At 67.0% G+C, this 24,947-nt stretch carries 21 protein-coding genes; 3 read left to right on the top strand and 18 right to left on the bottom strand.

The window, feature by feature from the left end; genetic code table 11:
• Nucleotides 1-13 precede the first annotated feature (13 nt).
• Both ACOGJC_RS02725 and ACOGJC_RS02730 read right to left on the bottom strand, forming a co-directional pair.
• On the bottom strand, nucleotides 14-1,108 hold the full coding sequence (locus ACOGJC_RS02725) for a Zn-dependent alcohol dehydrogenase (RefSeq protein WP_419846978.1): 1,095 nt from the start codon (nucleotides 1,106-1,108) through the stop codon (nucleotides 14-16).
• A gap of 92 nt (nucleotides 1,109-1,200) precedes the next feature.
• Entirely contained in the window at nucleotides 1,201-3,933 is a 2,733-nt protein-coding gene (locus ACOGJC_RS02730; RefSeq protein ID WP_419846979.1) for a vitamin B12-dependent ribonucleotide reductase, read from the bottom strand.
• 344 nt (nucleotides 3,934-4,277) lie between these two features.
• Here ACOGJC_RS02730 and ACOGJC_RS02735 point away from each other — a divergent pair, with 344 nt between their 5' ends.
• Nucleotides 4,278-5,012, top strand: coding sequence for a dihydrofolate reductase family protein (locus tag ACOGJC_RS02735; RefSeq protein ID WP_419846980.1), 735 nt, complete (start codon nucleotides 4,278-4,280; stop codon nucleotides 5,010-5,012).
• Nucleotides 5,013-5,042: 30 nt separating this feature from the next.
• Here the strand turns inward: ACOGJC_RS02735 and ACOGJC_RS02740 are convergent, their stop codons facing one another.
• The 9 genes from ACOGJC_RS02740 to recA all read right to left on the bottom strand — a co-directional run bounded on the left by ACOGJC_RS02740 (nucleotide 5,043) and on the right by recA (nucleotide 14,220).
• Complete coding sequence (locus tag ACOGJC_RS02740) at nucleotides 5,043-5,345, bottom strand: hypothetical protein (protein WP_419846981.1); 303 nt, start codon at nucleotides 5,343-5,345, stop codon at nucleotides 5,043-5,045.
• Nucleotides 5,346-5,438: 93 nt separating this feature from the next.
• Nucleotides 5,439-6,503: a succinyl-diaminopimelate desuccinylase gene (dapE, locus tag ACOGJC_RS02745; RefSeq protein ID WP_419846982.1), complete on the bottom strand. Its 1,065-nt coding sequence runs from the start codon at nucleotides 6,501-6,503 to the stop codon at nucleotides 5,439-5,441.
• A gap of 78 nt (nucleotides 6,504-6,581) precedes the next feature.
• Entirely contained in the window at nucleotides 6,582-7,406 is an 825-nt protein-coding gene (locus tag ACOGJC_RS02750; protein WP_419846983.1) for a 2,3,4,5-tetrahydropyridine-2,6-dicarboxylate N-succinyltransferase, read from the bottom strand.
• Nucleotides 7,407-7,455: 49 nt separating this feature from the next.
• Complete coding sequence (locus tag ACOGJC_RS02755) at nucleotides 7,456-8,580, bottom strand: aminotransferase class I/II-fold pyridoxal phosphate-dependent enzyme (RefSeq protein ID WP_419846984.1); 1,125 nt, start codon at nucleotides 8,578-8,580, stop codon at nucleotides 7,456-7,458.
• A complete protein-coding gene (hflX, locus tag ACOGJC_RS02760; RefSeq protein WP_419846985.1) occupies nucleotides 8,565-9,917 on the bottom strand; it encodes a GTPase HflX in 1,353 nt (450 codons plus the stop codon). The genes ACOGJC_RS02755 and hflX overlap by 16 nt, the downstream gene beginning before the upstream one ends.
• Nucleotides 9,910-10,713, bottom strand: coding sequence for a diaminopimelate epimerase (dapF, locus tag ACOGJC_RS02765; RefSeq protein WP_419846986.1), 804 nt, complete (start codon nucleotides 10,711-10,713; stop codon nucleotides 9,910-9,912). Before dapF ends, hflX begins: the two co-directional genes overlap by 8 nt.
• 50 nt (nucleotides 10,714-10,763) lie before the next feature.
• Entirely contained in the window at nucleotides 10,764-11,747 is a 984-nt protein-coding gene (gene miaA / locus ACOGJC_RS02770) for a tRNA (adenosine(37)-N6)-dimethylallyltransferase MiaA (protein ID WP_419846987.1), read from the bottom strand.
• Nucleotides 11,714-13,126, bottom strand: coding sequence for a tRNA (N6-isopentenyl adenosine(37)-C2)-methylthiotransferase MiaB (gene miaB, locus ACOGJC_RS02775; protein WP_419846988.1), 1,413 nt, complete (start codon nucleotides 13,124-13,126; stop codon nucleotides 11,714-11,716). The genes miaA and miaB overlap by 34 nt, the downstream gene beginning before the upstream one ends.
• A 77-nt stretch (nucleotides 13,127-13,203) precedes the next feature.
• On the bottom strand, nucleotides 13,204-14,220 hold the full coding sequence (gene recA / locus ACOGJC_RS02780) for a recombinase RecA (RefSeq protein WP_419848184.1): 1,017 nt from the start codon (nucleotides 14,218-14,220) through the stop codon (nucleotides 13,204-13,206).
• A 214-nt stretch (nucleotides 14,221-14,434) separates the two neighbouring features.
• Between recA and msrB the strand changes: the two genes are divergently transcribed.
• Entirely contained in the window at nucleotides 14,435-14,845 is a 411-nt protein-coding gene (gene msrB, locus ACOGJC_RS02785; protein WP_419846989.1) for a peptide-methionine (R)-S-oxide reductase MsrB, read from the top strand.
• Between the two features lies 1 nt (nucleotide 14,846).
• The gene (locus ACOGJC_RS02790) at nucleotides 14,847-15,623 is read left to right on the top strand and encodes a glucose 1-dehydrogenase (RefSeq protein WP_419846990.1); all 777 of its coding nucleotides are present in this window, start codon (nucleotides 14,847-14,849) and stop codon (nucleotides 15,621-15,623) included.
• A gap of 35 nt (nucleotides 15,624-15,658) precedes the next feature.
• Here ACOGJC_RS02790 and ACOGJC_RS02795 read toward each other — a convergent pair whose 3' ends face one another.
• From ACOGJC_RS02795 to dapA, 7 genes are all read right to left on the bottom strand, one after another.
• Complete coding sequence (locus tag ACOGJC_RS02795; RefSeq protein ID WP_419846991.1) at nucleotides 15,659-16,897, bottom strand: competence/damage-inducible protein A; 1,239 nt, start codon at nucleotides 16,895-16,897, stop codon at nucleotides 15,659-15,661.
• Between the two features lie 31 nt (nucleotides 16,898-16,928).
• The gene (locus ACOGJC_RS02800; RefSeq protein ID WP_419846992.1) at nucleotides 16,929-17,510 is read right to left on the bottom strand and encodes a CDP-alcohol phosphatidyltransferase family protein; all 582 of its coding nucleotides are present in this window, start codon (nucleotides 17,508-17,510) and stop codon (nucleotides 16,929-16,931) included.
• Between the two features lie 16 nt (nucleotides 17,511-17,526).
• Entirely contained in the window at nucleotides 17,527-18,774 is a 1,248-nt protein-coding gene (gene rimO / locus ACOGJC_RS02805; protein WP_419846993.1) for a 30S ribosomal protein S12 methylthiotransferase RimO, read from the bottom strand.
• A gap of 10 nt (nucleotides 18,775-18,784) precedes the next feature.
• Nucleotides 18,785-19,828: a calcium/sodium antiporter gene (locus ACOGJC_RS02810; RefSeq protein ID WP_419846994.1), complete on the bottom strand. Its 1,044-nt coding sequence runs from the start codon at nucleotides 19,826-19,828 to the stop codon at nucleotides 18,785-18,787.
• A gap of 30 nt (nucleotides 19,829-19,858) precedes the next feature.
• The gene (locus ACOGJC_RS02815) at nucleotides 19,859-22,321 is read right to left on the bottom strand and encodes a DNA translocase FtsK (RefSeq protein ID WP_419846995.1); all 2,463 of its coding nucleotides are present in this window, start codon (nucleotides 22,319-22,321) and stop codon (nucleotides 19,859-19,861) included.
• A 74-nt stretch (nucleotides 22,322-22,395) separates the two neighbouring features.
• A complete protein-coding gene (locus ACOGJC_RS02820; protein WP_419846996.1) occupies nucleotides 22,396-24,054 on the bottom strand; it encodes a ribonuclease J in 1,659 nt (552 codons plus the stop codon).
• A complete protein-coding gene (dapA, locus tag ACOGJC_RS02825) occupies nucleotides 24,047-24,940 on the bottom strand; it encodes a 4-hydroxy-tetrahydrodipicolinate synthase (protein WP_419846997.1) in 894 nt (297 codons plus the stop codon). Before dapA ends, ACOGJC_RS02820 begins: the two co-directional genes overlap by 8 nt.
• Nucleotides 24,941-24,947 lie beyond the last annotated feature (7 nt).

The raw sequence follows: 24,947 nt of genomic DNA on the forward strand, positions 1-24,947 counted from the left end.
CTGGTGTTCTTGCTCAGTTGAAGCCGATGACGCTGCGCACCACGTCCCCGGCCTTCATGGCGGCAAAGCCGTCATTCACGTCGTCCAGCGTGATGGTGGCCGACACCATCTCGTCGAGCATCAGCCGGCCGTCGAGATAGAGGTCGACGAGACGGGGCATGTCCACCCGGAACACGTTGGATCCCATCAGCGACCCCTGGAGCCGCTTCTCGGACATGAACAGCTCCTGTCCCTCGATCTCCACCATGGTTCCCGGTGGGATCATGCCCATGACCGTGGCCGTCCCCCCGCGGCGGATCATGCCGAATGCCTGCTGGGCGGTGAGGGCCAAGCCAATGGCCTCATAGGAGTAGTCCACGCCGCCGCTGGTCAGCTCCAACACCTGCTCCACCGGGTCGCCGTCGGCGGGATTGACGGTGTGAGTGGCGCCTAAGCGCAGTGCGGTGTCGAGCTTCCGGGGCTCGAGGTCCACCGCAACGATGGTGGTAGCGCCGGAGATGCGGGCGGCTTGGATCGACGATATGCCGACCCCGCCGCAGCCGATCACCGCCACCGAGGAGCCGGGCTCTACCCCGGTGGTGCGGAACACCGCGCCGGTTCCGGTGGTGACCCCGCAGCCGATGAGCGCGGCCCGGTCCAGCGGCATGTCATCGCGCACCTTCACCACTGCGTTCTCGTGTACCAGCATCTGCTCGGCGAACGACGAGAGATTGGCGAACTGGAACACCTCCTGGCCGCCCCGGCTGAGACGGGCGGGCTCGTCCTCAGCGCGGACGCACTCGGTCCGGCTCCTCAGGCACATGTAGGGCTGGCCGCTCAGGCACAACTCGCAGCGGCCGCAGAACACCGACAAACAGCAGATGACGTGGTCGCCGGGCTGCACTTCGCGCACGTCGGGCCCCACCGCCTCCACGATGCCAGCGGCCTCGTGGCCGAGCACTACGGGACGGGGTACCACCCAGCCCTCGGTCTCCATGAAGTGCAAGTCGCTGTGGCACAGCCCCGACGCCGCCGTCTGCACCAGCACCTCGCGGCCGATTGGGGCAGCCACGGCCACCTCGTCCACCACCAAGTCTTCGTGCCCGTCCAGAAACAGCGCTGCTCTCATGAGTTCCTCCTCAGTCTGACCCAGGGCAAGCTTCGCCAAACTACCAACGGGGGGCGCCTAAATGCCGAAGCTCTTGTGACGCTATGCGCCGGTCAGGAGCAACCGGAGGTGGAGCCGCAGTCGGGGCAGGCGTGGCAGCTTCCGGCTCGGACCATGAGCACACCGCAGTCGAAGCACACGGGGGCAGCCGAGTCGCGGGGGGTTTGCCGGGTAAACGGCGACGGGGGGTCGGGCTCCACGACGTCGCCGGAAACGGTGACCGGAACCTGCTCCTCCACCCCGGGCAGGGTGGGCTGGATGCGCTCGTCGGTGGTGTAGATGGCCAGGCCATGGCGCTCCTCGGGCTCGAGGTACTCCACCGCCAGGCGGCGGAACAGGTAGTCGAGGAGGCTGGTGGCGATGCGGATGTCGGGGTCGTCGGTAATCCCGGCCGGCTCGAAGCGCATGCCGGTGAATGCATCCACATAGGCCCGCAGCGGCACCCCGTATTGCAGGCCATGGCTGATGGCCATGGCGAATGCGTCCATCACTCCGGCCAGCGTGGAGCCCTGCTTGGACACACGGATGAATATCTCACCGGGGCGGCCGTCCTCGTACTCCCCGACGGTGGCGAAGCCCTTGCATTCGGCCACCCGGAACTCAAAGGTCCGGCTGGTGCGGGACCGGGGCAGCCGGCGGCGCTCAGGCTGCGGCGATGCCGGCGCCGTCGCCGAGCCCGGGGTCTGGTCGGGCTGGGCAGCCGAGGCGTCGGAGACCGACAGGGGCTGGCCCAGCTTGCAGTTGTCCCGATAGACCGCCAGAGCCTTGACCCCCATCTGCCAGGCGTCCACCAAGAGCTGCTCGATCTCCGCCGCAGTGGTCTCCTCAGGGACGTTGACCGTCTTGCTAATTCCCCCCGAGAGCCAGGGCTGCACCGCAGCCATCATGGCCACATGACCGTTGGGAGAGATCACGTTGTCGCCCATGGAACAGGCGAATACTGGCAGATGGGCAGCATCCAGATGAGGGGCGCCCACCACCGTGCCCTGCTGGTGGACATGAGCCTCGATGTCGGCAACCTGCGCGGGGCTGTAGCCCAGCCGGTATAGCGCCCGATCCACCGTTTGGTTGACGATGGGCATGGTGCCGCCGCCCACCAACTTCTTGGTCTTGACCAGGCCCAAGTCTGGCTCGATGCCGGTGGTGTCGCAGTCCATCATGAACGAGATGGTGCCAGTGGGGGCCAGCACGGTGGCCTGCGAGTTGCGGACGCCGACCGTGTCACCCCACTCCACCGCGGCGTCCCACGCGGCTCGAGCCGCGTCCAGCACCTCTGACGGCACCGGCTCGCCTTCCAGTCGGCTCAAGGCATCGCGGTGCATCCGCAGCACCCGCCGGGTGGGCTCCTGGTTCTCGGCGAACCCCTCGAACGGTCCAAGGCGGGCGGCCATGCGGCCCGAGGTCTCATAGGCCACCCCGGTCATCAGCGCGGTGACGGATGCGGCCAGGCCTCGGCCCTCGTCTGAGTCATAGGCCAAGCCCAAGGCCATCAGCATGGCTCCCAGGTTGGCGTAGCCCAGACCCAGCTGGCGGAACCGGCGGGTAGTGGCCCCGATCTGCTCGGTGGGATAGTGCGACGGGCCGACCAAAATCTCCTGGGCGACGGTCATCACCCGAACCGCCGCGCTGAATCCCTCCACGTCAAACGTGCCGTCGTCGTCGATAAACGACAACAAGTTCAAGCTGGCCAGGTTGCAGGCCGAGTTGTCCAGGTGGAGGTACTCCGAACAGGGATTGCTGGCGGTGATGCGACCGGTGTTGGCCGCGGTGTTCCACCGGTTGATGGTGGTCTCGAACTGCACCCCGGGGTCGGCGCACTCCCAGGCGGCCTCGGCGATCTGAGCCAGCAGGCCCCGAGCCGACACCGTCTCCACCACCTCGCCGGTGGTGCGAGCTGTCAGATGCCACTTCTCGTCATCGGCCACCGCCGACATGAACTCGTCGCTTAGCCGCACGGAATTGTTGGCGTTCTGGTACTGGATGGAGTGAACGTCGGCGCCGTCGAGATCCATGTCGAATCCGGCGTCCCGCAGCGCCCGGGCCTTGCGCTCTTCGACGGCCTTGCACCAGACGAACTCCTCCACGTCGGGATGGTCGGCATCGAGCACCACCATCTTGGCCGCCCGACGGGTCTTGCCCCCCGACTTGATGGTGCCGGCCGAGGCGTCGGCGCCCCGCATGAAGCTCACCGGGCCACTGGGGGCGCCCCCGCCGCTCATGCGCTCTTGCCGGGACCGGATGCGGCTCAAATTGACACCCGCCCCCGACCCTCCTTTGAAGATGCGGCCCTCTTCCCCGTACCAGTCGAGGATCGACTCCATGGTGTCGTCCACTGACAGGATGAAACAGGCGGACGACTGCGGCACGGCGCCGGAAACCCCGAGGTTGAACCAGACCGGCGAGTTGAACGCGGCGCGCTGGCGTACCAGCAGCCAGCGGAGCTCGTCGGCAAACGCCGTGGTCTCCTCCGGCTCGGCCAGGTGCCCCGACTCGGTGCCCCACGCCACCAGCGTGTCCACCACCCGGTCGATGACCTGGCGCAATGAGGTCTCCCGCTCCGGGGTCCCCAACCCGCCCCGGAAGTACTTCTGGGTCACGATGTTGCCCGCGTTGACCGACCAGTCAACCGGGAACTCCACATTCGTCTGCTCGAAGGCGACCTCGCCGTCGGCGCCGGTGATTCGGGCATCGCGGCGATGCCATTCCACCTCGTCGTAGGGATGGACATCGACGCGGCTGAAGTAGCGGCCCAGGCCGATCCTGGTGCGATCAGATGCCAGAGCCATCAGCACTCCTCAAAGGAATGCGGCTCTGTTGGGCGCATTCCACCTTCGTATTTTATTGGAAACGGTGTCGATTGAGGCTGCGGCGTGAGCGGCCAGGTCAAAGGGGCCTCATCAAGAGGCATGCCAACCCGTCTAATCGGCGGGCTGAACCCCCCAAGGAGTCGCCTGAACCCCACTATGGTCGTCGGCGTCAGCCACCATTCCGGCCCCCCACGCCGCAGCAGAAGCTCACCGTAGAGCATGCAGCCTGTGGACAGTAAGGAGAAGAAATGGGATTCCCTGTGGATTTCAGGTGAATTTCTGGAGACGTGACGGCTGGAGTCGCCTGCTACGGTCGGCGGCAGGTGGATCAGCTGCTCCCTCGGTTTGTCTCCGACGTCAATCCGGTCGCTCTGTATGCGTCTGATCGCCGCGATCCGCACCCTGACCGCCCGTGGCTGATGCTGAACATGGTCACCTCCGCGGACGGCGCAACGTCGAGCGGCGGCGTGTCCGGGAGCTTGTCGAGTCCCGAGGACCGAGAGGTGTTCGCCGCTATCCGAGCGGTGGCCGACGTGATACTGGTCGGAGCGGAAACCGTGCGACGCGAGAGCTACGGGCCGCCGAAGATCCGCCCGGAGTTGGCTGAGGGCAGAGCGAGCCGGAGCCAAGCACCGAGACCGCGCCTGGCCGTGGTGAGCCGCTCCCTGGATCTGGACTTCGCCGCCCCGCTGTTCGACGACAATCCCTCGCCGATGCTGTTCACCGTGGCCGACCCGCCCGCTGATCGGCTGGCCCGGGCCGAAGCGGTGGCCGCAGTCCACCGCCTGGGCGCCGACCGGGTGGAGTTGGCCGAGGTCTTGCGCCAGATTGGACAAGCGGGCGCCCGGGTGGTTTTGGCCGAAGGCGGGCCCAGCCTCAACGCCCAGCTCTTGGCCGCCGGGCTGTTGGACGAGGTGTGCTGGACGATCTCGCCGACGCTGGCCGGCGGCGACTCCCCTCGGATGGCGCAGGGCGCCCCGCCCCGGCGCGATCGGCTCCGGCTGGTGCGGGTGTTGGCCCAGGACCACACTCTGTTCTTGCGCTATCTCAGTCATTGACCGACCCTCAATGCCACCGCGCCCGGCTGATCAGCGGTTGACGGAGCTGACCGGCAAGGCGGTGTCGCCCGCGATCACATAAGCCGGCACATAGGCCGGCTCTGACTGGGACAGCCCCGCGGCCGGAGCCTCGGGGGACAGCGACCAGTGGAGCTTGGCGGCCAGAAATGAGCTCGCCCACAGGAAGAGAAAAAACGCGGACACCATCAGCGCCCTTCGGAACCAGTACACCTTGGCCGGCAATCGCCGGGACACCGGCGGCTCACGGCGGTCGTTGGTCACCAACACCAATGCGGGCTCCAAAGCGGGCTGGGCCATTGGTTGATCAAACATGGGTAAAGCCATGTGACCATTGTCCAGACCGCGGTGACAGTTGGTTGGAAAACGGCTGTCTAGCTGGACGTTTGCAAATTCCAGCCCGGTATTTCACTGAGCGGTGAGCAGCGCCTCCAAGACGCGGTGGTAGGCCTCCAGCGCGGCCCTGTCCACCCGTTCCTCAGCGGTGTGGGCCAGAGTCGATTCTCCGGGCCCGAAGTTGGCCGCGGGGATGCCCCGCGCCGCGAAGAAGGCCACGTCGGTCCACCCCAGCTTGGACTTGATCTCCAGGTCGTTGTCGGCGATCAGCCGTTGCAGCACTGGGTGGCCCAGCCCCGGAGGAGCGGCCGGGGCGTGCTCGGTCACCTCAAATCGATCGTCGTCGCCCAACACGGGCGTCAACATCTCCCGCAGGATGTCCTCGGCTTCGTCGGGGCTGCGATCGGGAGCGTAGCGATAGCCCAGCGTCACCTCAGCCCGGTCGGGCACAACGTTTCCGGCCACGCCGCCCTCCACCGCCACCGCCTGAAGCGACTCCCGAAATTGGCACCCGTCTATCACCGGGGTGCGGGGTTCGTATGCCTCGGCCAGCTTGAGCACCGATCCCAGTCGGTGGATGGCATTCACTCCCATCCAGGGTCGGGCGGTATGGGCTCGGGCGCCGGCCAGCGTCACCACCGCCCGCATCGATCCTTGGCAGCCGGCCTCCACCGCTCCGCCGGTGGGCTCGCCCAGAAGGGCCACGTCGGTGGCCAGCAGGTCGGGGCGGACGTCGAACAGCTCCCGCAATCCGCTGTCGGCGACTCGCACTTCCTCGCGGGCGTAGAACAGCCACGTCACATCCACCTCTGGCTCGACCACCGCGGCGGCCAGCTCCAGCATCACCGCCAGCGCCGACTTCATATCGGCGGCTCCGAGACCCCACACCACGTCGCCGTCGATACGGGCGACGGCGTTGTTGTTGGGAGGCACTGTGTCGCTGTGGCCGCCGATCAGCACCCGCTGGGGTCGGCCCAGATCGGTCCGGGCCACCACGTTGTCTCCCACGCGTTCCACGGTGAGTCCCGACACCGCCCGCAGCCGCTCCTCGATGAGATCGGCGATTGTGCTCTCGTGGTAGGACACCGAGGCGATGTCGATCAGCTCGGCCGTTTTGGCCAGCAGATCAGCGCTCATGGCCTGCCCTGTCAACGATTTTCGCCGAACCAGACGTCGCCGACCCATTTAAGAGGCCTGCCTGTGGATAACCCATGTCTAAGTGGCCGCGCCGTGCTCGCGCAGTACATCGTTCAACTGGGCCTTGTCGTGGCGCTCGCCGGCCTCGAGATGCTTGATCACCAGCACGCAGGGCATGCCGAAGGTCCCCCCGTCGAAGGTGCGGGACCGGGTGGCCGACACCGCCACCGTCCAGTCGGGCACCACGCCGCGGCCCAGCTCCTCGCCGGTGGCCGCGTCGATGACCGGGATCGAGCCGGTGAGCACGCAGCCCGCGCCGAGCACCACGCCGTCGCCGACGCGGGCGCCATCGGCCACGATGCAGCGGCTGCCGATCAGGCAGTCGTCGCCCACGATTACCGGGGCGGCCTGAGGGGGCTCCAGCACACCGCCGATGCCCACGCCGCCGGAGAGGTGGACGTTGGCCCCGATTTGGGCGCACGAGCCCACCGTGGCCCAGGTGTCGACCATGGTGTTGGCCCCGACTCGGGCGCCGATGTTCACGTAGCTGGGCATCATGATCACGCCCCGGTCCAAGAATGATCCCCAGCGGGCCGATGCCCCGGGCACGACCCGGACCCCGGCGGCCTGATAATCGGTCTTGAGGGGGATCTTGTCGGCGTACTCGAACGGACCCAACTCCATGGTCTCCATCTCGGCCATGGAGAACAGCAGCAGGATGGCCTGCTTGAGCCATTGGTTCACCACCACTTCGCCGTTGCCGTTCACTTCGGCCACCCGGGCCTCGCCGGCGTCGAGCAGGCCGATGGCCTCGGTCACCGCGGCCCGGGCATCGGGGTCGCCCTCGGTGATCGGGGTCCGGTCATCCCACAGCGCCTCGATCCGGGCTTGCAGATCGCTCATGAGTTCAACCTCGCATTGTTCATCGTCATTTCCTCACGGTATCGCCGCATCAGGCCGCCATACGCTGTTCAAGCAGGTCGATTTGGGCGTCGGGGGCCACCGCAGCCACCCGGACGTGGCCCGCCCCTGCTGGGCCGTAGAACTCGCCCGGGCTGACCAGGGCCCCCATTTCCTCGGCCACCCGGCGGGCCAGGGTCCAGCCGTTGCCGTCAGGAGACGCCACCCACAGATACAGCCCGCCTCCGGGGAGGGCCACCTGCGGGTCATAGGCCATAAGGAGCGACCGCAGGCGGTTCAGCCGTGAGGTGTACACCGCCCGCTGGGCATCGACGTGGGTGTCGTCATTGAAGGCGGCCACCGCAGCAGCTTGCGCGGGGCCGGGAATCATCATCCCGGCGTGCTTGCGCACCTCGGACAAGTAGCCCACCAGCTCGGGATCGCCGGCATAGAACCCGGCCCGGATTCCGGCCATGTTCGACCGCTTCGACAAGGAGTGCACCGCCATCACTCCCTGGGCACCGTGATGAAGGATGCTGGCACCGGCATCGGCGCCCCAGGTGAATTCGATGTAGCACTCGTCGCTGAACACCGGCACCCGGTGATCTCTCCCCCATTGGGTAATGGCCGCCAGGTCTTCGAGTCCACCCGCAGGATTGCCGGGCGTGTTGACCCACAGGCACAGGGCACGAGCGGCATCGCTTGGATCCACCGCATCGAGGTTGAGGCACCACTGGGCGTCCACCGGCACCGCGATGGCCCGACAGCCGGCCAGTGCCGCGCCCATGGCGTACGTCGGATAGGAGATGGCCGGGTACAGCACGGTGTCGCGGCTGGGATCCCGCAGCTTCAGATAATGGGGCACCGACGCCACGAGTTCCTTGGTGCCCACACATCCGGCGATGGCGACCTCGGAAGTGTCGACGCCGAATCGGCGGGCCAGCCAGCCCATCGCCGCCTCCCGGTAGCCAGCCGAGCCCAGCGATGCCGGGTAGCCCCGCTCGGCGCCGGAGGCCGACAGCGCCTCAACCACCGCCGACGGGGGCGGGTCCGACGGCGCGCCCACCGAAAGGTCGACACAGCCACTGTTGAAGGTGTCGGCCACCTCCCGCAGCTCGTCGAGGCTGTCGTAGGGATAGGGCGGGGGAACGAAACCGGCCACTATCCAATTACCCACTCAGACAATCGAGAAGCCGACGCCTCATCAAGGCGGGCCTGGATGCGATAGCCGACATCGTCGGTGTCGGTGGCCAGCACATGGCCGGCCCGCTGCACCGCGGCCAGCACCTCACCTCGGGCATAGGGAACGTGCAGCTCGACGATGATCCCGCTGGAGCGCAGCTCGTCGGCCATGGCGGCCAGCAGCTTGTCGGTTCCCTCGCCGGTGGCCGCCGACACCATGACGGCGTCCTTGTCGGCGCCGAGGGGGATGTCGCGGCCGGCCATCAGGTCGCTCTTGTTGTACACCAGCAGCTCGGGAACCGCCCCGGCGCCGATCTCTCGCAGCACTTGTCGCACCGCGGCGATGTGGGCATCGGGGTCGGGTCCAGCGGCGTCCACCACGTGCACCAACAGGTCGGCCTCGGCCACCACACTGAGCGTTGACCGAAACGCCTCCACCAGCTGGTGGGGCAGCTTCTGGATGAAGCCGACGGTGTCGGTCAACAACACCCGCTCCCCGCCGGGCAGCTCCAGTCGGCGGGTGGCGGCGTCGAGGGTGGCGAACAGCCGGTTCTGCACCAGCACATCGGAGTCGGTGAGCCGGTTGAGCAGTCGGGACTTGCCCGCGTTGGTGTAGCCCACGATGGCCACCGCGCTCTGGGCCGACTGCCGTCGGCTCCGGCTCTGCACGTTGCGGTTCTTGGCGATGTCGCGGAGCTGGGCCTCCAGCTTGTGGATGCGGCGCTGGATGCGGCGGCGGTCCACCTCCAACTGGGTCTCGCCCGGTCCCCGGGTGCCGATCCCGCCGGCCTGCTGGCTGAACCCGCCGCCCCGGCGCAGGCGGGGCAGTCGATAGCGGAGCTGGGCCAGCTCCACCTGAGCCTGGCCCTCTTGGCTGCTGGCGTTCTGGGCGAAAATGTCCAAGATCACCGCGGTGCGGTCGATGGCCGTGCGGCCGAGGATCTTCTCCAGGTTGAACTGCTGGGCCGGGCTCAACTCGTCATCGAACACCACGGTGTCGGCGTCGACCCCCTGGCACACTTCCAATATCTCGTCGACTTTGCCCTTGCCGATGAACGTGGAGGGATCAGGCGCTTTGCGGCGTTGGACCAGACGGCCAACCTCGTCGGCGCCCGCGGTGTCGATGAGCTGGGACAGCTCGTCGAGGTCGGCCTCGGTGCGGTCTGGGTCGGCACCTCCGAGGGTGACGCCCACCAGCACGATCTTCTCCCGAAAAACCCGCTCGATGAACGCGCCCGACTCCCCGCCATGGGTTCCAAATCCGCCTCGGTGGGTCTCCGCTTCGCCGCCGTGGCCGGAGCGTCTCCGGGAGCGCCTCCCGTTGTCACCCATAGTTCACCGTCGCGATGTACTCCGCCGGACCGACCAGCACCGCGGTGTCACCCAGCTCCACGGTGACATCACCACCGGGCATCGACACCGACACCACCGGTCCGACCATTCCCCATTGGTGGGCCGCCTGGGCGGCGGCACATGCTCCGGTTCCACACGCCTCAGTCACCCCGACCCCTCGTTCCCACACCCGCATATCGATTCCGCCTGAGGTGGCGCTGATGAACTCCACATTGATTCCGCCAGCCACGCGGGAGAGCTCGGACCCGTTCCTGGCCACGTCGATCTGATGCACGTCATGGACTCCCACCACCAGATGAGGGTTGCCCACATCGGCGGTGGAGAAGTGATCAGCGAATCCGTGATTGCGGAGGTAGTCGGCGACCTCTCCCACCTCGAGGTCAGGGCCTCTACCGATCGGCCCCATGTCGACTCGAGCCTGCACCACGGTGGGATCTTCGGTCGATTCAACGCTCACGGTTCGAATCCCGGCATCGGTGCCAATGGAGAGCTCACGGTTGGAGCCGCGGTCGTCGTGTAGGACGAACGCCTGGGCGAGACACCGGATGCCGTTGCCGCTCATCTCGGCCCGGGTCGCATCGGCATTGAACAGCACCATGGTCACATCGGTGTTTGCCCCAGCATCGCCGGGCAGGCCGAAGATGAACCCGTCAGCACCCACACCGCGGGTGCGGTGGCAAGCGGCTTCGGCCAGCGCCGGGGCGTCGGCGGGCAGCGCATCGGCCAATGCGATCAAAAAGTCGTTTCCCAAGCCGTGGTGCTTGGTCAGTTGCATCGTCCCAGTCTGACAAGTTCTGCCCGCCGTTCCGCGCACCATTTGCACGTTCACTCCTGAGCAGTGTGCGTAGGCATGCGGGAGAGGGCCTCGTCAGCCAGCGACTCGGCGTCGGCATCAGCATCCAGCCAGACGATACGAGGGTCGCGCCGGAACCAGCGCTCTTGGCGGCGGGCAAACTTACGGGTGCGGGCCACAGCCAGCGCCACGGCCTCATCCAGCGACATTTCGCCGTTGAGATGCTCGAAGAGCTCCTTGTAGCCCAGGGCCTGCGACGCGGTGCGCGACAGCGGCGGGTGGCGGTCGACCAGTGCCTCCACCTCGGCCAGAAACCCGGCCTCCATCTGCTGGTGGTAGCGCTGCTCGATGCGACGGTCGATCTCGGCTCGAGACAGCGACAATCCGAATTGGGCGATGCCGCGGGGTGGGTACGTGCTCAGCCCCGGCCCGTACGAGGAAAACGGGCGGCCGCTGCCCACGGTCACCTCTAGGGCCCGGACGATCCTCCGTCGGTTGGTGGGCTCCATGCGGGCCGCGGCCACCGGATCGAGCTCAGCCAGACGGCGGTGCAGGGCTTCGGTGTCGGCCTCCTCTTCCAGGGCGGCTGCCGCCTCGGGATAACGGCCGGGAATCTCCAGATCGTCGATCACCGCCCGGTGGTAGAGCCCGGTGCCCCCCACCAGCACCGCCCTCCGGCCCCGCTCGGCAATCTCAGACCGAGCTTGGCGGGCCGCTGCTTGGAACATGGTCAGGGAGTAGTCCTCCGACGGGTCGGCCACATCGACGAGGTGGTGGGTCACCTCGGCCCGCACCGCGGCAGTGGGCTTGTCGGTGCCGATGTCCATCTCCCGGTACACCTGCATGGAGTCCACCGAGATGATCTCGGTATTGCCCAGCCGGCGGGCAATGGCCATCCCCACAGCCGACTTGCCGGTAGCGGTTACTCCGACAACAGCCAGCGCGCCCGACGCGCCACCGACTTCGGAGGACGGGACGCTGCTCAGAGCGCGGCCACCGGGATCCGGGTTCGCCACCGGGGTGGGGCAGTGACCTCGGCCAACTCGCCCCGCAGATGGTGGGCGCCCGCTGATGTGACATCGACGGCCGCGAACGTTCCCGGCTTCAGCTTCTGCGGGGAGGGGAAGTGGACCAAGCGGTTCTGGCGGGTCCGGCCGGTGAGCACTTCGGGATCTCGTTTCGACGGGCCTTCCACCACCACCTCTTCGCGACGGCCGATCCGGGCCTGATTGCCCCGGCGGCTAGAGCGCTCGACCACTGCCCGGAGCCGCTCGAAGCGGTCCCCGACCTCGTCGGGGTCGCAGAACTGGTCGGCCATGTCGGCGGCCTCGGTCCCTGGTCGAGGAGAGAAGATGAAGGTGAAGGCCGAGTCGTACTCGGCTTCGGCGGCCACCAACAGGGTCTGCTCGAAATCGTCTTCGGTTTCGCCGGGGAAGCCCACGATGATGTCGGTGGACACCGCCAGGTCGTCCACCGCGTCCCGAGCAGCCCGCAGCCGCTCCAGATACCGCTCTGCGGTGTAGCCCCGGTGCATGGCGGCCAGCACGCGGTCGCTGCCCGATTGCAGGGGCAGGTGCAGGTGCTCGCACACCGCGGGAACCTCGGCCATGGCCTCGATGGTCTCAGGCCGCAGGTCTTTGGGGTGGGGGCTGGTGAACCGGATCCGCTCGATGCCCTCCACCGCACCCACGGCCCGGAGCAAATCGGCGAACAATGGGCGTAGCGGCACCCGCTCGCCGGCCTGGCGGCGATCCCGCTGAAGATCGCGGCCGTAGGAGTTCACGTTCTGGCCCAACAGCGTGATCTCGGTGACCCCGCCCTCGACCAGATCGGCGGCCTCGCCCACCAGCAGTTCCAGCGGGCGGCTGATCTCTGCTCCCCGCACCGAGGGCACGATGCAGAATGCACACGAGTTGTCACAGCCCACCTGGATGGTCATCCACGCCGCGTAGGGGGCGTCGCGGCGCACCGGCAGCGCTGAGGGGAAGCTGTCGCGGTCGTCCTCAACCGCCTCCTCCAGGATCTCGATGACGGGCCCGTCGGCCGCCGACCCGATCAGCTCGGCGGCCCGGTGTACGTTGTGGGTGCCGAACACCACGTCCACGTGGTCGGCCCGCTCCTGGATCAGCTCCCGGTCTTTCTGAGCCAGACAGCCGGCTACCGCGATCTGCATGTCGGGACGGGCCTGCTTGAGCCGCTTGAGGTGGCCGAGCTGTCCGTAGAGCTTGTTGTCGGCGTTCTCCCGGATGCAGCAGGTGTTGAGCACGATGACGTCGGCCGACTCCATGGCGTCGGCCGAGGTCATCCCATCGGCCTCCAGCAGTCCGGCGATGCGCTCGGTGTCGTGCTCGTTCATCTGGCACCCGTAGGTGCGGATGAAATAGCTGCGGCTCACCCCGCCAGGCTACCTGTCGGCCTCCAGTGGCCCACTAACCGGTTTGTGAGCCCACAAACCGGTTTGCGGCGGGCCTCCTAGCCGGTTTGGGCGGCGGCGTCCTCGGTGGCCTCGGCAGCCTCGGCGTCATCCTCGGCTGGGGGGTTCACGGTGTTCCACACCCGGTCAGTGATCTCCACCATGATCTCGGGATGCTCGGCCAAGAACGCCTTGGCCTTCTCCCGGCCCTGGCCGAGGTGCTCACCCTCGTAGGTGAACCAGGCCCCGGACTTCTCGACAAAGCCCAAGTCGACGCCCACATCCAGCAGCGAGCCCTCCCGGCTGATGCCCTTGGAGTACATGATGTCGAACTCGGCCTGCCGAAACGGCGGGGCCACCTTGTTCTTGACCACCTTCACCCGGGTGCGGTTGCCGATCACATCCACCCCCTGCTTGAGGGACTCGATGCGGCGGATGTCGAGGCGGACCGACGAGTAGAACTTGAGCGCCCGGCCGCCCGGCGTGGTCTCGGGCGAACCGAACATCACGCCGATCTTCTCCCGAAGCTGGTTGATGAAGATGCACACCGTCTTGGACTTGTTCAAGTTGGCGGTGAGCTTGCGCAGGGCTTGGGACATGAGGCGGGCTTGCAGGCCCACATGGGTGTCGCCCATGTCACCCTCGATCTCAGCCCGGGGGGTGAGGGCGGCCACCGAGTCGATGACGATCACGTCGAGCGCACTCGACCGGATCAACATGTCAGCGATCTCCAGGGCCTGCTCGCCAGTATCGGGCTGTGAGATCAACAGCTCGTCCACGTCAACACCGATGGCTTTGGCGTAGATCGGATCGAGGGCGTGCTCGGCGTCGACGAACGCGCAAATCCCCCCGTTCCGCTGGGCCTCAGCCACCGCATGCAGCGCCAGGGTGGTCTTGCCCGAGGATTCCGGGCCGAAGATCTCCACCACCCGGCCCCGGGGCAGCCCCCCGACGCCCAGCGCCAAGTCGAGGGCCAATGCCCCAGTGGGGATGGTCTCGATGGCCATGGTGCCCTTCTCGCCCATCTTCATCACGGCGCCTTGGCCGAATTGCTTCTCGATTTGGCCGAGGGCCATCTCTAGTGCCTTATCTCGCTCCACATCTCCTCCTTAAGGTCATGGGTATCGCGGCTGCGAGTTCACGGGGGAACGTTGAGCCACACTCTAAAGACGACCAGTGACAGTTTGTCCCCGAGTAATGACATCAGCGTAGTTACGATGCCCGAATTTCACAAGCACCCCGCCGCTCCTGCCTGCCTGTTTCCCACAAAAATCCGATACGGTGAGCGGTATGTCAGAGATAGCGTTCAGCGACGAGGAACTGCGCGAGCGGCTGACCGCCGAGCAGTACCACATCACCCAGCAAGCCGGCACCGAGCGGGCCTTCACCGGTATGTACTGGGACTGCAAAGACGAGGGCGTGTACCGCTGCCGGGTGTGCGACGCAGTGCTCTTCTCCTCGGAGGCCAAATACGACTCAGGAACCGGCTGGCCGTCGTTCTACGAGGAGGTCGGCGAGGGCAAGGTAATCCGCCACGTCGACCAGAGCCACGGCATGGTCCGCACCGAGGCGGTGTGCGCCGCATGCGGCGCACACCTAGGCCACATCTTCCCCGACGGCCCCCACCCCACCGGCGAGCGCTACTGCATGAACTCGGCATCGCTTAGGCTCGACCGCGATCTCACCGGAGAGGAGAACTGAAATGGGAAGACTGGACGGCAAGGTGGCCCTCATTTCCGGGGGCGCCCGGGGCCAGGGCGAGGCCGAGGTGCGGCTGTTCGCCGCCGAGGGCGCCAAGGTGGTGTTCGGCGACGTGCTCCACGATGAGGGCGAGGCGGTAGCCGCCGATGTGGGCCCCAATGTCCACTACATCCCCTTAGACGTAACCGACGAGGGGGCGTGGCAGAAGGCGGTGGACGAAACCATCAACCGCTACGGACCGCCCAACGTCCTGGTGAACAACGCCGGGATCCTCCTGTTCGGGGTGTCGATGGTGGACACCTCCCTCGACGACTACATGCGGGTGATCAACGTCAATCAGGTGGGCGTTTTCTTGGGCATGAAGTACACAGTGCCGGCCATGATCGAGGCCGGCGGCGGGTCGATCGTGAACATCAGCTCCACCAACGGGCTGGCCGGCTACGGCGGCACCGTGGCCTACACCGCCTCCAAGTTCGCTGTCCGGGGCATGACCAAGAACGCCGCCCTGGAATTGGGCAAATACGGCATCCGGGCCAACTCCATCCACCCCGGAGGCGTGGACACCGCCATGACCGCTCCCGACACCCTGGGCGACGCCATCTCCGACGAGGACCGCGAGGCAACCTACGCCATGCTCCCCCTTGGCCGGGTGGGCCAACCCGAAGAGATCGCCCGCCTAGCCGTCTATCTCGCCTCCGACGAATCCTCCTACAGCACCGGCGCCGAGTTCGTCGCCGACGGAGGAATGCTCTGCGGAGTAGTCAATCCCGAGGTCTAGAACAAAGAGCAGGCCCCTCAATCCTCAAGAGGGGCCTATCTGCCAGCCAGAACCCTCATACGGAGGTTGTTGAGGATTGAGACGGTGGTGAACTGGCGGGTGCGCTCGCGGTCGAAGGGGAACTTGACCTTGGTGGCCTCGACCTGGCCGTTTACCAGGGTGGCCATCCAGACGGTGCCGGGGTCCTCTCCGTCTAGGGGGTCGGGGCCGGCCACGCCGGTGACAGCTATGGCGCAATCGGCTCCCAGCAGCTTGGCGGCGCCGTGGGCCATGGCGGTTACGGCCTCCTCGCTGACCACCGGGCCTTCGGGTACGTCTAGTAGGTCGAACTTCACGTCGCTGGCGTAGGACACCAGGCCTCCTCGAAACACGTCGCTGGCGCCGGGCACGGCTGTGAGGCGGGAGCCGATCAACCCGCCGGTGAGCGATTCGGCTAGCGCCAGCGTCCAGCCCCGGCTCCGCAGAGCATCAAGCACGGCGGACTCCATGGTCTCGTCGTCGACCCCGAACACGATGTCGCCGATGATGCCCCGCACGATCTGCTCCTCGTTGGCCAAGATCTCGTCCACCTCGACCTCGCTGGGGGCTTTGGCGGTGAGCCTTACCTTGAGGCCCTCCATGCCGGAGGCCAAAAAGGCGATGGTGCACTCGCCGGTTTCGTCCAGCCGCTCGATCTCCTCGTGCAGCTTCTCGGCCAGCCCCGACTCGGAGTCGCCCCAGGTGCGCAGCGTGCGGCTCTTGATCACGGCAGTGATCCCGGCCCGGAGCTTGAGGTCGGGCAGCACGCACTCCCCCACCATCTGCTGCATCTCCCAGGGCACGCCGGGCACGGCGTATACCGCCTTGCCGTTGGTCTCCACTTTGAAGCCGGGGGCGGTGCCGGGCATCACCGGCAGCACCTCGGCGCCGTCAGGCACGTCGGCCTGGCGCAGGTTGTTCTCGGGCATGGCCCGGCCCCGGCCTCCGAACACCCGGGAGATGCGCTCCACAATGTCGTCGCGTCGCACCAGCTCCACCCCCAGAGCAGCGGCGATTACGTCCCGGGTGATGTCGTCTTGGGTGGGGCCGAGCCCGCCGCACATGATCACCGAGTCGCTGCGCTCTAGGGCCTGTTCCAGCACCGCCTGCATGCGCCCGAAGTTGTCGCCCACCTTGACCTGGTGGTGCGAGTCGATGCCGGCCATCGCCAGCTGCTCGCCGATCCACGACGAGTTGGTGTCGACAATCTGGCCGAGCAACAGCTCGGTTCCAACCGCGATTACTTCACAATTCACGCAGGGAGGCTATACCGCCGCCCGCCCTCGGCTATTGGCCTGAGGCGGCAATGGCACCGGCTCGCCCGTCGGCCCAGTAGCGCCAGCCGGAATAGAGGGTGATGACCACCGCCAGCCAGATGGCCAGCGACACCGCCCAGTCGACGTCTTCCAGCGGGGGCAGGGCGGCCACCGTGAGGGCCACCCCCTGCATCAGGGTTTTGAGCTTGGCCGAGTGGCGGGCGGGAAGCGAGAGGCCATCTCGGGCCCATCGAGTGCGGGCCGCGCTCATCAGGAGCTCCCGCGCCGTGATGATCAGCACCGGCACCCAGAACAGGCGGTTCACGGCCACAAAGCACCAGGCCGCACCCAGGATCATCACCTTGTCGGCCAATGGGTCCAAGAAGGCCCCCCACCGGCTCTCGCTGCCCGACGACCGGGCCACCCAGCCGTCGTAGTAGTCGCTGGCCCCTAGCACCCAGCCCACGGCCACCACCGCCCACGACGTCCCCGCGCTGTCGGAGGCAGCCAAGATCAACACATACAGCAGGGGCGAGAGCAGTATCCGCCCCAACGTGATGAGGTTGGCGGTCAACCGCAGATCGGCCCACGTGTAGGCCCCCACTCCGCTCATGGCAACACCGCCTTGCTCACCGCGACACCGCCTCGGCCACCAAGTCGGGACCGTGGGCATCGATCACTCGCACGGTGTGGAACTGGCCGACGGCCAGATGTTCGGGCACCGAGACGATGCCGTCGATCTCCGGGGCTTCTCGATAGCTGCGGGCCATGCCGGGGGCGTCCACCAGAACTTCGACCTCCCGGCCGATGAGTTGGTCACGCTTGGCCGCGGTGATCTCGTCTTGGATCTCGGCTAGCTCCCGACGACGCTCAGCGGCCAATTCCGCAGGCACCTGATCGTCGAGGGTGGTGGCGTAGGTGCCGGCCTCGGCGGAGTAGGTGAAGAACCCGCACCAGTCCAACCCCACCTGGGCCACAAACTCCAAGAGCGCGTCGTGGTCGGCCTCGGTCTCTCCCGGATAACCCACAATGAAGTTCGACCGGAACACCGCTTCGGGCTGACGCTGGCGTATGTCGGCAATCCGAGCAGCGAAGCGATCGCCGTCGCCCCAGCGGCGCATCTTGGCCAGCAATGGCCGGGATACGTGCTGCAAAGACAGGTCGAAGTACGGCACACCGGTGGCGCAGATGGCGTCAATCAACGAGTCGGTGAGGTCGGACGGATACAGGTACAACAGGCGCACCCAGCGGACCCGGCGGCAAAGCGACTCCACCAGCGGAATGATCCCCCGCTCCCCCTGGCCCTGATCGCGACCGTAGGAAGCCAGGTCTTGAGCCACCAGCACCGCCTCTCGCACCTCGAGCGCCTCAACTTCAGACAAGATGGCCTCGGCCGAACGGGAGCGCTGGGGGCCCCGGAAGCTGGGAATGGCGCAGTACCCGCAACGCCGATCGCACCCCTCGGCGATCTTCACGTAGGCCCATGGCGCCTCAGCGGGCGGCCGGGGCAGGTTCAACAGGTCGAACTCGGGCAAATCGGTCGCCGAGGGCTTCGCCCCGATGCTGACCGGCACGCCGAAGCCGGCGACCCGATCGGCTTCGGGCAGGGCCTCGGCCAGCTCAGCGCCGTAGCGCTCCGCCATACATCCGGTGACCACCAACTCGGCATCGGCGGCGGTCGAGCGCAGCGCCAAAATCGTTTCCACCGACTCCTGGCGGGCCTCCTCAATGAAGGCACACGTGTTCACTACCACCAGATCGGCTTGGTCGGGGGCTCCGGCAGAAACCATCCCGTCGCGGACCAAAAGACCCGTGATCTTGTCGGAGTCCACCTGGTTCTTGGGACACCCCAGCGTCTCAATCCAAAACCGGCGCACCGTACCGAGATTAGGTGGAATCGAGGCCAGAACCACCAGCGCCAGCCGCCTGCTCCACCACCACCGCGGGCGCAGGATCCAAAGCCTCCTCCTCATGGTCGGAGATCAGAAACGGCAGCGACACCAGATACACGGCCAGCAACAGAGCGCCCTCCCACCACCGCTCCAAGCCGTCTCCCCGGAACATGAACAGCCAGGCGGCAACGGAGATGCCCATCATGATCCACACCGCCAACCCCGACAGGTTCCCGTCGACCAGCGGCCCGGGCCCCACCAGCGCCACCACGGCGCTCACCAGCAGGCTGTTGAACGTGTTGGATCCCAAGATGTTGCCCACTAGCAGGTCGGCCTCTCCCCGGCGGGCCGCCTGCACTCCGGTGATCAGCTCGGGCAGCGAGGTGCCGAACGCCACCAGCGAAAGCCCCACGAATCCCGAGCCCAGGCCCACCTCTTGGGCGATGTCCACCGCACCGGTCACCGCCAGCTGGGCACCGACCACGGTGGCGGCCAGCCCCAGCACGGTGCGGACCAGCTCGGCGGGCTGGCTGATCGGCTTGTCGGTATGGACGATGTCGGCGGCGCTGCCGTCGTAGGCCGGCCGCCACAAGATGGCGGTCATGGCCACCACGAAGGCCACCAGCAAAACGACGCCCTCCCAGCGCTCCAAACCATCCTGCACTAGCACCCAGAACAACCCCGCGGCGGCCACCGACACCACGCCCTCCCGCCACAGCGTGCTGTTGGCCACCCGGATGTAGCGGCCCCCCACGGCCACCGCCGCCACCAGGGCGGAGAAGCCCAGCACCAAGCTCAAGTTGGCCACGTTGGAGCCGACGATGTTGCCCACCCCCAAATCGACGTTGCCGTCGGCGGCGGCCAGGCCCGACACCAGCATCTCGGGAGCGCTGGTGCCGAAGCCTATGACCAGCGCCCCGATCACGATCGGCGAGATTCCCCGGGCGAAGGCCAGCCGGGATGCCCCGATCACCAGTTGGTCGGCACCCACCGCCAACACAAGTAAGCCTCCAGCCAGGAGCACCGCTGCTAACGCCACAGGAGGAGACTACCGACGCTCAGTCAGAATTCATGAAGGGAGTTCTTCGGGGGCCATCAACACCTCACGGGCCTTGGACCCCTCAGATGGCCCCACCACGCCCCGCTGCTCCATCAGATCCATCAGCCGCCCGGCACGGGCGAATCCCACCCGGAGCTTGCGCTGAAGCATCGACGTGGAGCCGAGCTGGCTCTCCACCACCAGCCTCATGGCCTGCACCAAGAGCTCGTCATCATCGTCGCCGCCACCGGCCGCGGCCGCCGACGGGGCGGGAGCCAGTGGATCGTCGTCGCCGTCTCCCCCGTCAGAGGTCACCTGTGTCGGCGTGCTGCTGTTTCCCATGGCGGCGGCCTGACGCCGCCAGGCGGCCACCACGCTGCGGACCTCGGCCTCGGTCACCCATGCGCCCTGGATGCGCTGGGCTGAGGTGGAAGTGGGGCTGAGCAGCAGCATGTCGCCCCGACCCACCAGGCGCTCCGCCCCCTGCTGGTCGAGGATCACCCGGCTGTCGGTTTGGCTGGACACCGAGAAGGCCAGCCGGGCCGGTATGTTTGCCTTGATCACACCGGTGATCACGTTGATGGACGGCCTCTGGGTGGCGATCACCAGGTGGATTCCCACCGCCCGGGCCTTCTGGGCGATCCGGCAGATGGAATCCTCCACGTCGCGGGGAGCCACCATCATCAGATCGGACAACTCGTCCACCACCACCAGGATGAGCGGCATCCGCTCCTTGGGCTCGGAGTCGTCGATCCCCAGTCGGCGGTCATTTTCGAAGACTCCCTGATCGCAGGCCTCGTTGTAGCCGTCGATATCGCGGACGCCCACCGAGGCCAGCACTTCATAGCGGCGGTCCATTTCCCGGCACGCCCAGGCCAAAGCGTTGGCCGCTTTCTTGGGATCGGTGACCGGCTGGGTGAGCAGATGGGGCACATGCTCGTACTGGGCCATCTCCACCATCTTGGGGTCGACCAGGATCATGCGCACCTGGTCGGGGGTGGAGCGCATGAGCACTGAGGTGATCATCGAGTTGATGCACGACGACTTGCCCGCCCCGGTGGCCCCGGCGATGAGGATGTGGGGCATTCGAGACAGGTCCATCATCACCGGCTTGGCGTTGATGTCCCTCCCGATGGCTACCTCCAGGGGATGGGTGGCCTTGCCGGCTTCGGCCGACGCCAGAATCCCGCCCAGCGATACCACTTGGCGGTCGCGGTTGGGCACCTCCACGCCGATGGCCTGACGCCCGGGGATAGGGGCCAGAATGCGGACATCAGGCGAGGCCATGGCATAGGCGATGTCCTTGCTGAGGCTGGTGATCCGGCTGACCTTGACCCCCGCGGCCAACTCCAGCTCATAGCGGGTCACGGTGGGGCCTATGACCATTCCCACCAGCTTGGTGTCCACATCGTGGGCCGCCAGGGCCTGCTCTAGGGCGGCGCCCTTGCGTGATGCCTCCTCCTGGTTGATCTGCCGGGGGTCAGACCCGGTGAGAAGATCGAGCGAGGGGAGCTTCCATTTCGACGACTTGGGCTTCGATGACCGGGATTTCTTGCCGGAGACGACAGTCGGTGCCTGCCAATCGGGCTCGGAATCCGAAGACGATGGCTCGGGCGCTGGCTCGGGCGCCGGCGGCGATGGTGGGGCGCTTGACGCCGGCTCGGGTTCGGGGAGCGGGGCGGGGATCACCACTACATCGGCGGCGGACAGCTCCGACTTTTCAGGACCCGGGACCTGCTCTGCAGGCGGATTCGGCGTTGGTGCATTGGCAGTGAACGAGCAGATAATCCGGCTCAGCGCGGCTTTGACTTTGGCGCCGTCCACCTTGCGGGCCCAAGCCCGCAATGACACCCGAGTGAGCACCACCGCGCCCAGCAGTCCGAATGCACCCATCACCAAGCTGGCGCCCCACCCGCCCATGGCGGCAGTCAGAGGGCCCCCTATAGCGAGGCCCAGCGCCCCGCCCGCGCCCGACAAATCGTCAAAGTCGGCGATGCCGGGGCGGCCCAGCGTTATGTGCAACAGGCTGGTGATCGAAAGCAACAGCAATGCGGTGCCGATCCCCAAGCGCACGGCCAGCACCAGCTCAGACCGGGCCGGATTGCTCTCCGCATCGAAGACCGCGCCGTCTTGAGCGCCTTCGTCGGGGGCATTTCCCGGCCGGGGGCCCCGCAGCAGCATGACCCCGATCCCCACCAGCGCGATGGGCGCCACTGCCCGCACCGAGCCGATCAGCGCTCCGGCGGCAATTCGCAGCCCCGCGCCGAACGGGCCGGCCACATCCGCCCAGATACCGCAGGCAGCCACCAGTCCGGCGAGAATGAAGCCCACCGCGATGATGTCGCCGCGGTGGGTGGCCCAGACCGCGGCCGACGCCTGCCTCAGCTTGCTGTCAGACTTGGACTCGGCCTTGGAACGAGCAGCGGTCTTGGCCTTGGCACCGGTCTTCGCGCTGGGCTTGGAAACGGGTTTACGAGCGGTTCGAGCAGCCACAACAACCACAAACGTACCACTGGCAACACCAGCAACCAACGGTTTGCCCCAAGAGAATCGGCAGGGCGCGGCGCTTATACCTCGATGATGATGGGGACGATCATTGGGCGGCGGCCGGTGTTGTGGTTGACGAACTGGCCTGCGGCCCGCCGCACCGCCCGCTCCAGCCCATCGGTTTCCCCGGAGGCCAAGTGGCCTTCCACCACAGCGGCCACTTCTTCAGAGCCGGCCAGCTCGAGATCCTCGACTTTGTCGGCCCCGACCCAACCCTTGCTCTCCAAGCGGGGACGAGCCAGCAAACGGCCCTTGGCGCGGCTCAATACCACCACCACATTCACCACTCCTTGGCCGCCGAGGATGGACCGCTCGCGAAACAGTTCCTGCCCGCTCTCGATCAGCCGCCCGTTCACGTAGTAGTAGTCGCCGGAGGTGACCTGCCCTCGGTTGACCAGTCCGTGGTCGCTCAACTCCACCTGTTGGCCGTCGCGGGCCAACACCACCCGATCGGGGGGCATGCCCATCCCGGTGGCCAGCGCGGCGTGGGCCGCGAGGTGGCGGCTCTCACCGTGGACCGGCACGAAGTACTCGGGGTCGGCCACGGTGTGCAGAGTGCGCAGTTCGTCCTGCTTGCCGTGGCCGGTGGTATGGACATCCAGTTGGCCGCTGTGGACCACATCTGCCCCCCGGCGCACCAGATTGTTGATCATGCGGGCCACCCGGGCCTCATTGCCGGGTATCGGACTGGAGCTCAGCACCACAGTGTCTTCGGGGCCGATGTTGATCCAGCGGCTGTCGCCGGTGGCGGCCATAGCCAGGGCCGAGCGGGTTTCCCCCTGAGAGCCGGTGGCCACCACGCACACCTGCCCAGGTGGAAAACGCTCGCACTCGGACACGTCGATCACCGAGTGGTCGGGCAGCCGAAGCAGGCCCAGCTCCCGGGCCAGGGCGAAGTTGCGCTTCATGGACAGCCCTAGCGTGGCCACCTTGCGCCCCGAGTCCACCGCGGCGTCCGCCACCTGCTGTACCCGGTGGATGTGGCTGGCGAACGCGGCCACTACCAGTCGTCGATCGGGATGGGCGGCGAATACTCCTCGCAGCACCTCTCCAACCTCGGTCTCCGACCGGGAGCTGCCGGGTATCTCCGAGTTGGTGGAGTCGCACAGCAGCAGCCGCACCCCCTCGTCGTGGGCGATGGACCCGATGCGGGCCAGATCGGTGCGCCGACCGTCAACCGGGTTCAGGTCCAGCTTGAAGTCGCTGGAATGCAGGATCACCCCCTGAGGAGTTCGGATGGCGGAGATGAGCCCGGAGGGAACCGAGTGGGTGACCGGTATGAACTCGCAGTCGAACGATCCGATGCGATGGCGATCGTGGTCGCCGATAGGGATGAGGGACGTACGGTCGATCGCATCCCGCTCCTCGAGGCGGTGGCGGATCAACCCCAAGGTGAACGGCGAGGCGTATACCGGAAACGACAGCCAGTCCAGCGCATGAGACAGCGCGCCGATGTGGTCCTCGTGACCGTGGGTGCAGATACAGCCCACAATGCGATCAGCCCGGTCGCGCAAATACTCCAAGTCGGGCAGCACGAAATCGGCGCCGGGCATGTCCTCGTCGGGGAACAGCACCCCGCAGTCCAACAGAAGCACCTCGCCACCGCATTCAATGGCCGCGCAGTTTCTCCCGATGTCGCCCAGCCCGCCTAGAAAGGTGATCTGAACCGATTCAGGCATGGGCTCCCAGTCGGGTGCCGGCCAACACGCTGGCCGCGGCCTCGGCCAGGTCGTCGGGCTCGACGTCCAGGGGCGGTCGGCACCGCCCGACGGACAGCCCGATGAGTCGCATCATGGCCTTGGCGGGAATGGGATTGGGCGCAGCCAGCCCGGTCTCAAAGTCATACGACGGGATGAGGCCGGCATTTATCCGACGGGCCGCCGCGATGTCGCCGGCCTCAAAGGCCGCAATCATCTCGGCGTGCTCGGCACCGCTCCAGTGGGCGGCCACGCTGATGAACCCCACCGCACCGACAGCCAGCAACGCCAGGTTGAGGCTGTCATCGCCGCTGTACACCTCGAAGCCGTCTGGAGCTTGGGCGATGAGCTTGGCCGTCTCGGCCGGATCGCCGGCCGCATCCTTGAGGCCGACCACGTTGTCCACCCCATGGGCGAGATCCAGCAGCGTCGCGGTGTCTACCTTGCGCCCGGTGCGAACAGGAATGTCGTAGATGACCACCGGAAGGCTGGTGGCCGCGGCCACTGTCTGGAAGTGGCGGGCCAGACCGGCTTGAGAGGGTCGGTTGTAATACGGAGCCACCAGCAAAACGCCGTCGGCCCCAGCCTCGGTGGCCCGCTCGGTCAGCTCAACCGCCGCGGCCGTGTCGTTGCTGCCGGTCCCGGCCACCACAGGGACATCCACGGCCGAGGCGACGGCGGCGATGAGATCGATCTGCTCGTCGTGGGTAAGCGTCGGCGCCTCGCCGGTGGTTCCCGCCACAACGAGGCCGTCGTTTCCGTTATCGGCCAGCCACCGGGCCAACTGGGCGGCCGCGTCCAAGTCGAGCGAGCCATCATCGCCAAATGGAGTGACCATGGCGGTCAACACCCTGCCGAATTGAGCCATGGACCCT

This window comes from Candidatus Poriferisocius sp., from assembly GCF_965204015.1.
In the GTDB taxonomy this organism is placed as follows: Bacteria; Actinomycetota; Acidimicrobiia; order Acidimicrobiales; family Bin134; genus Poriferisocius.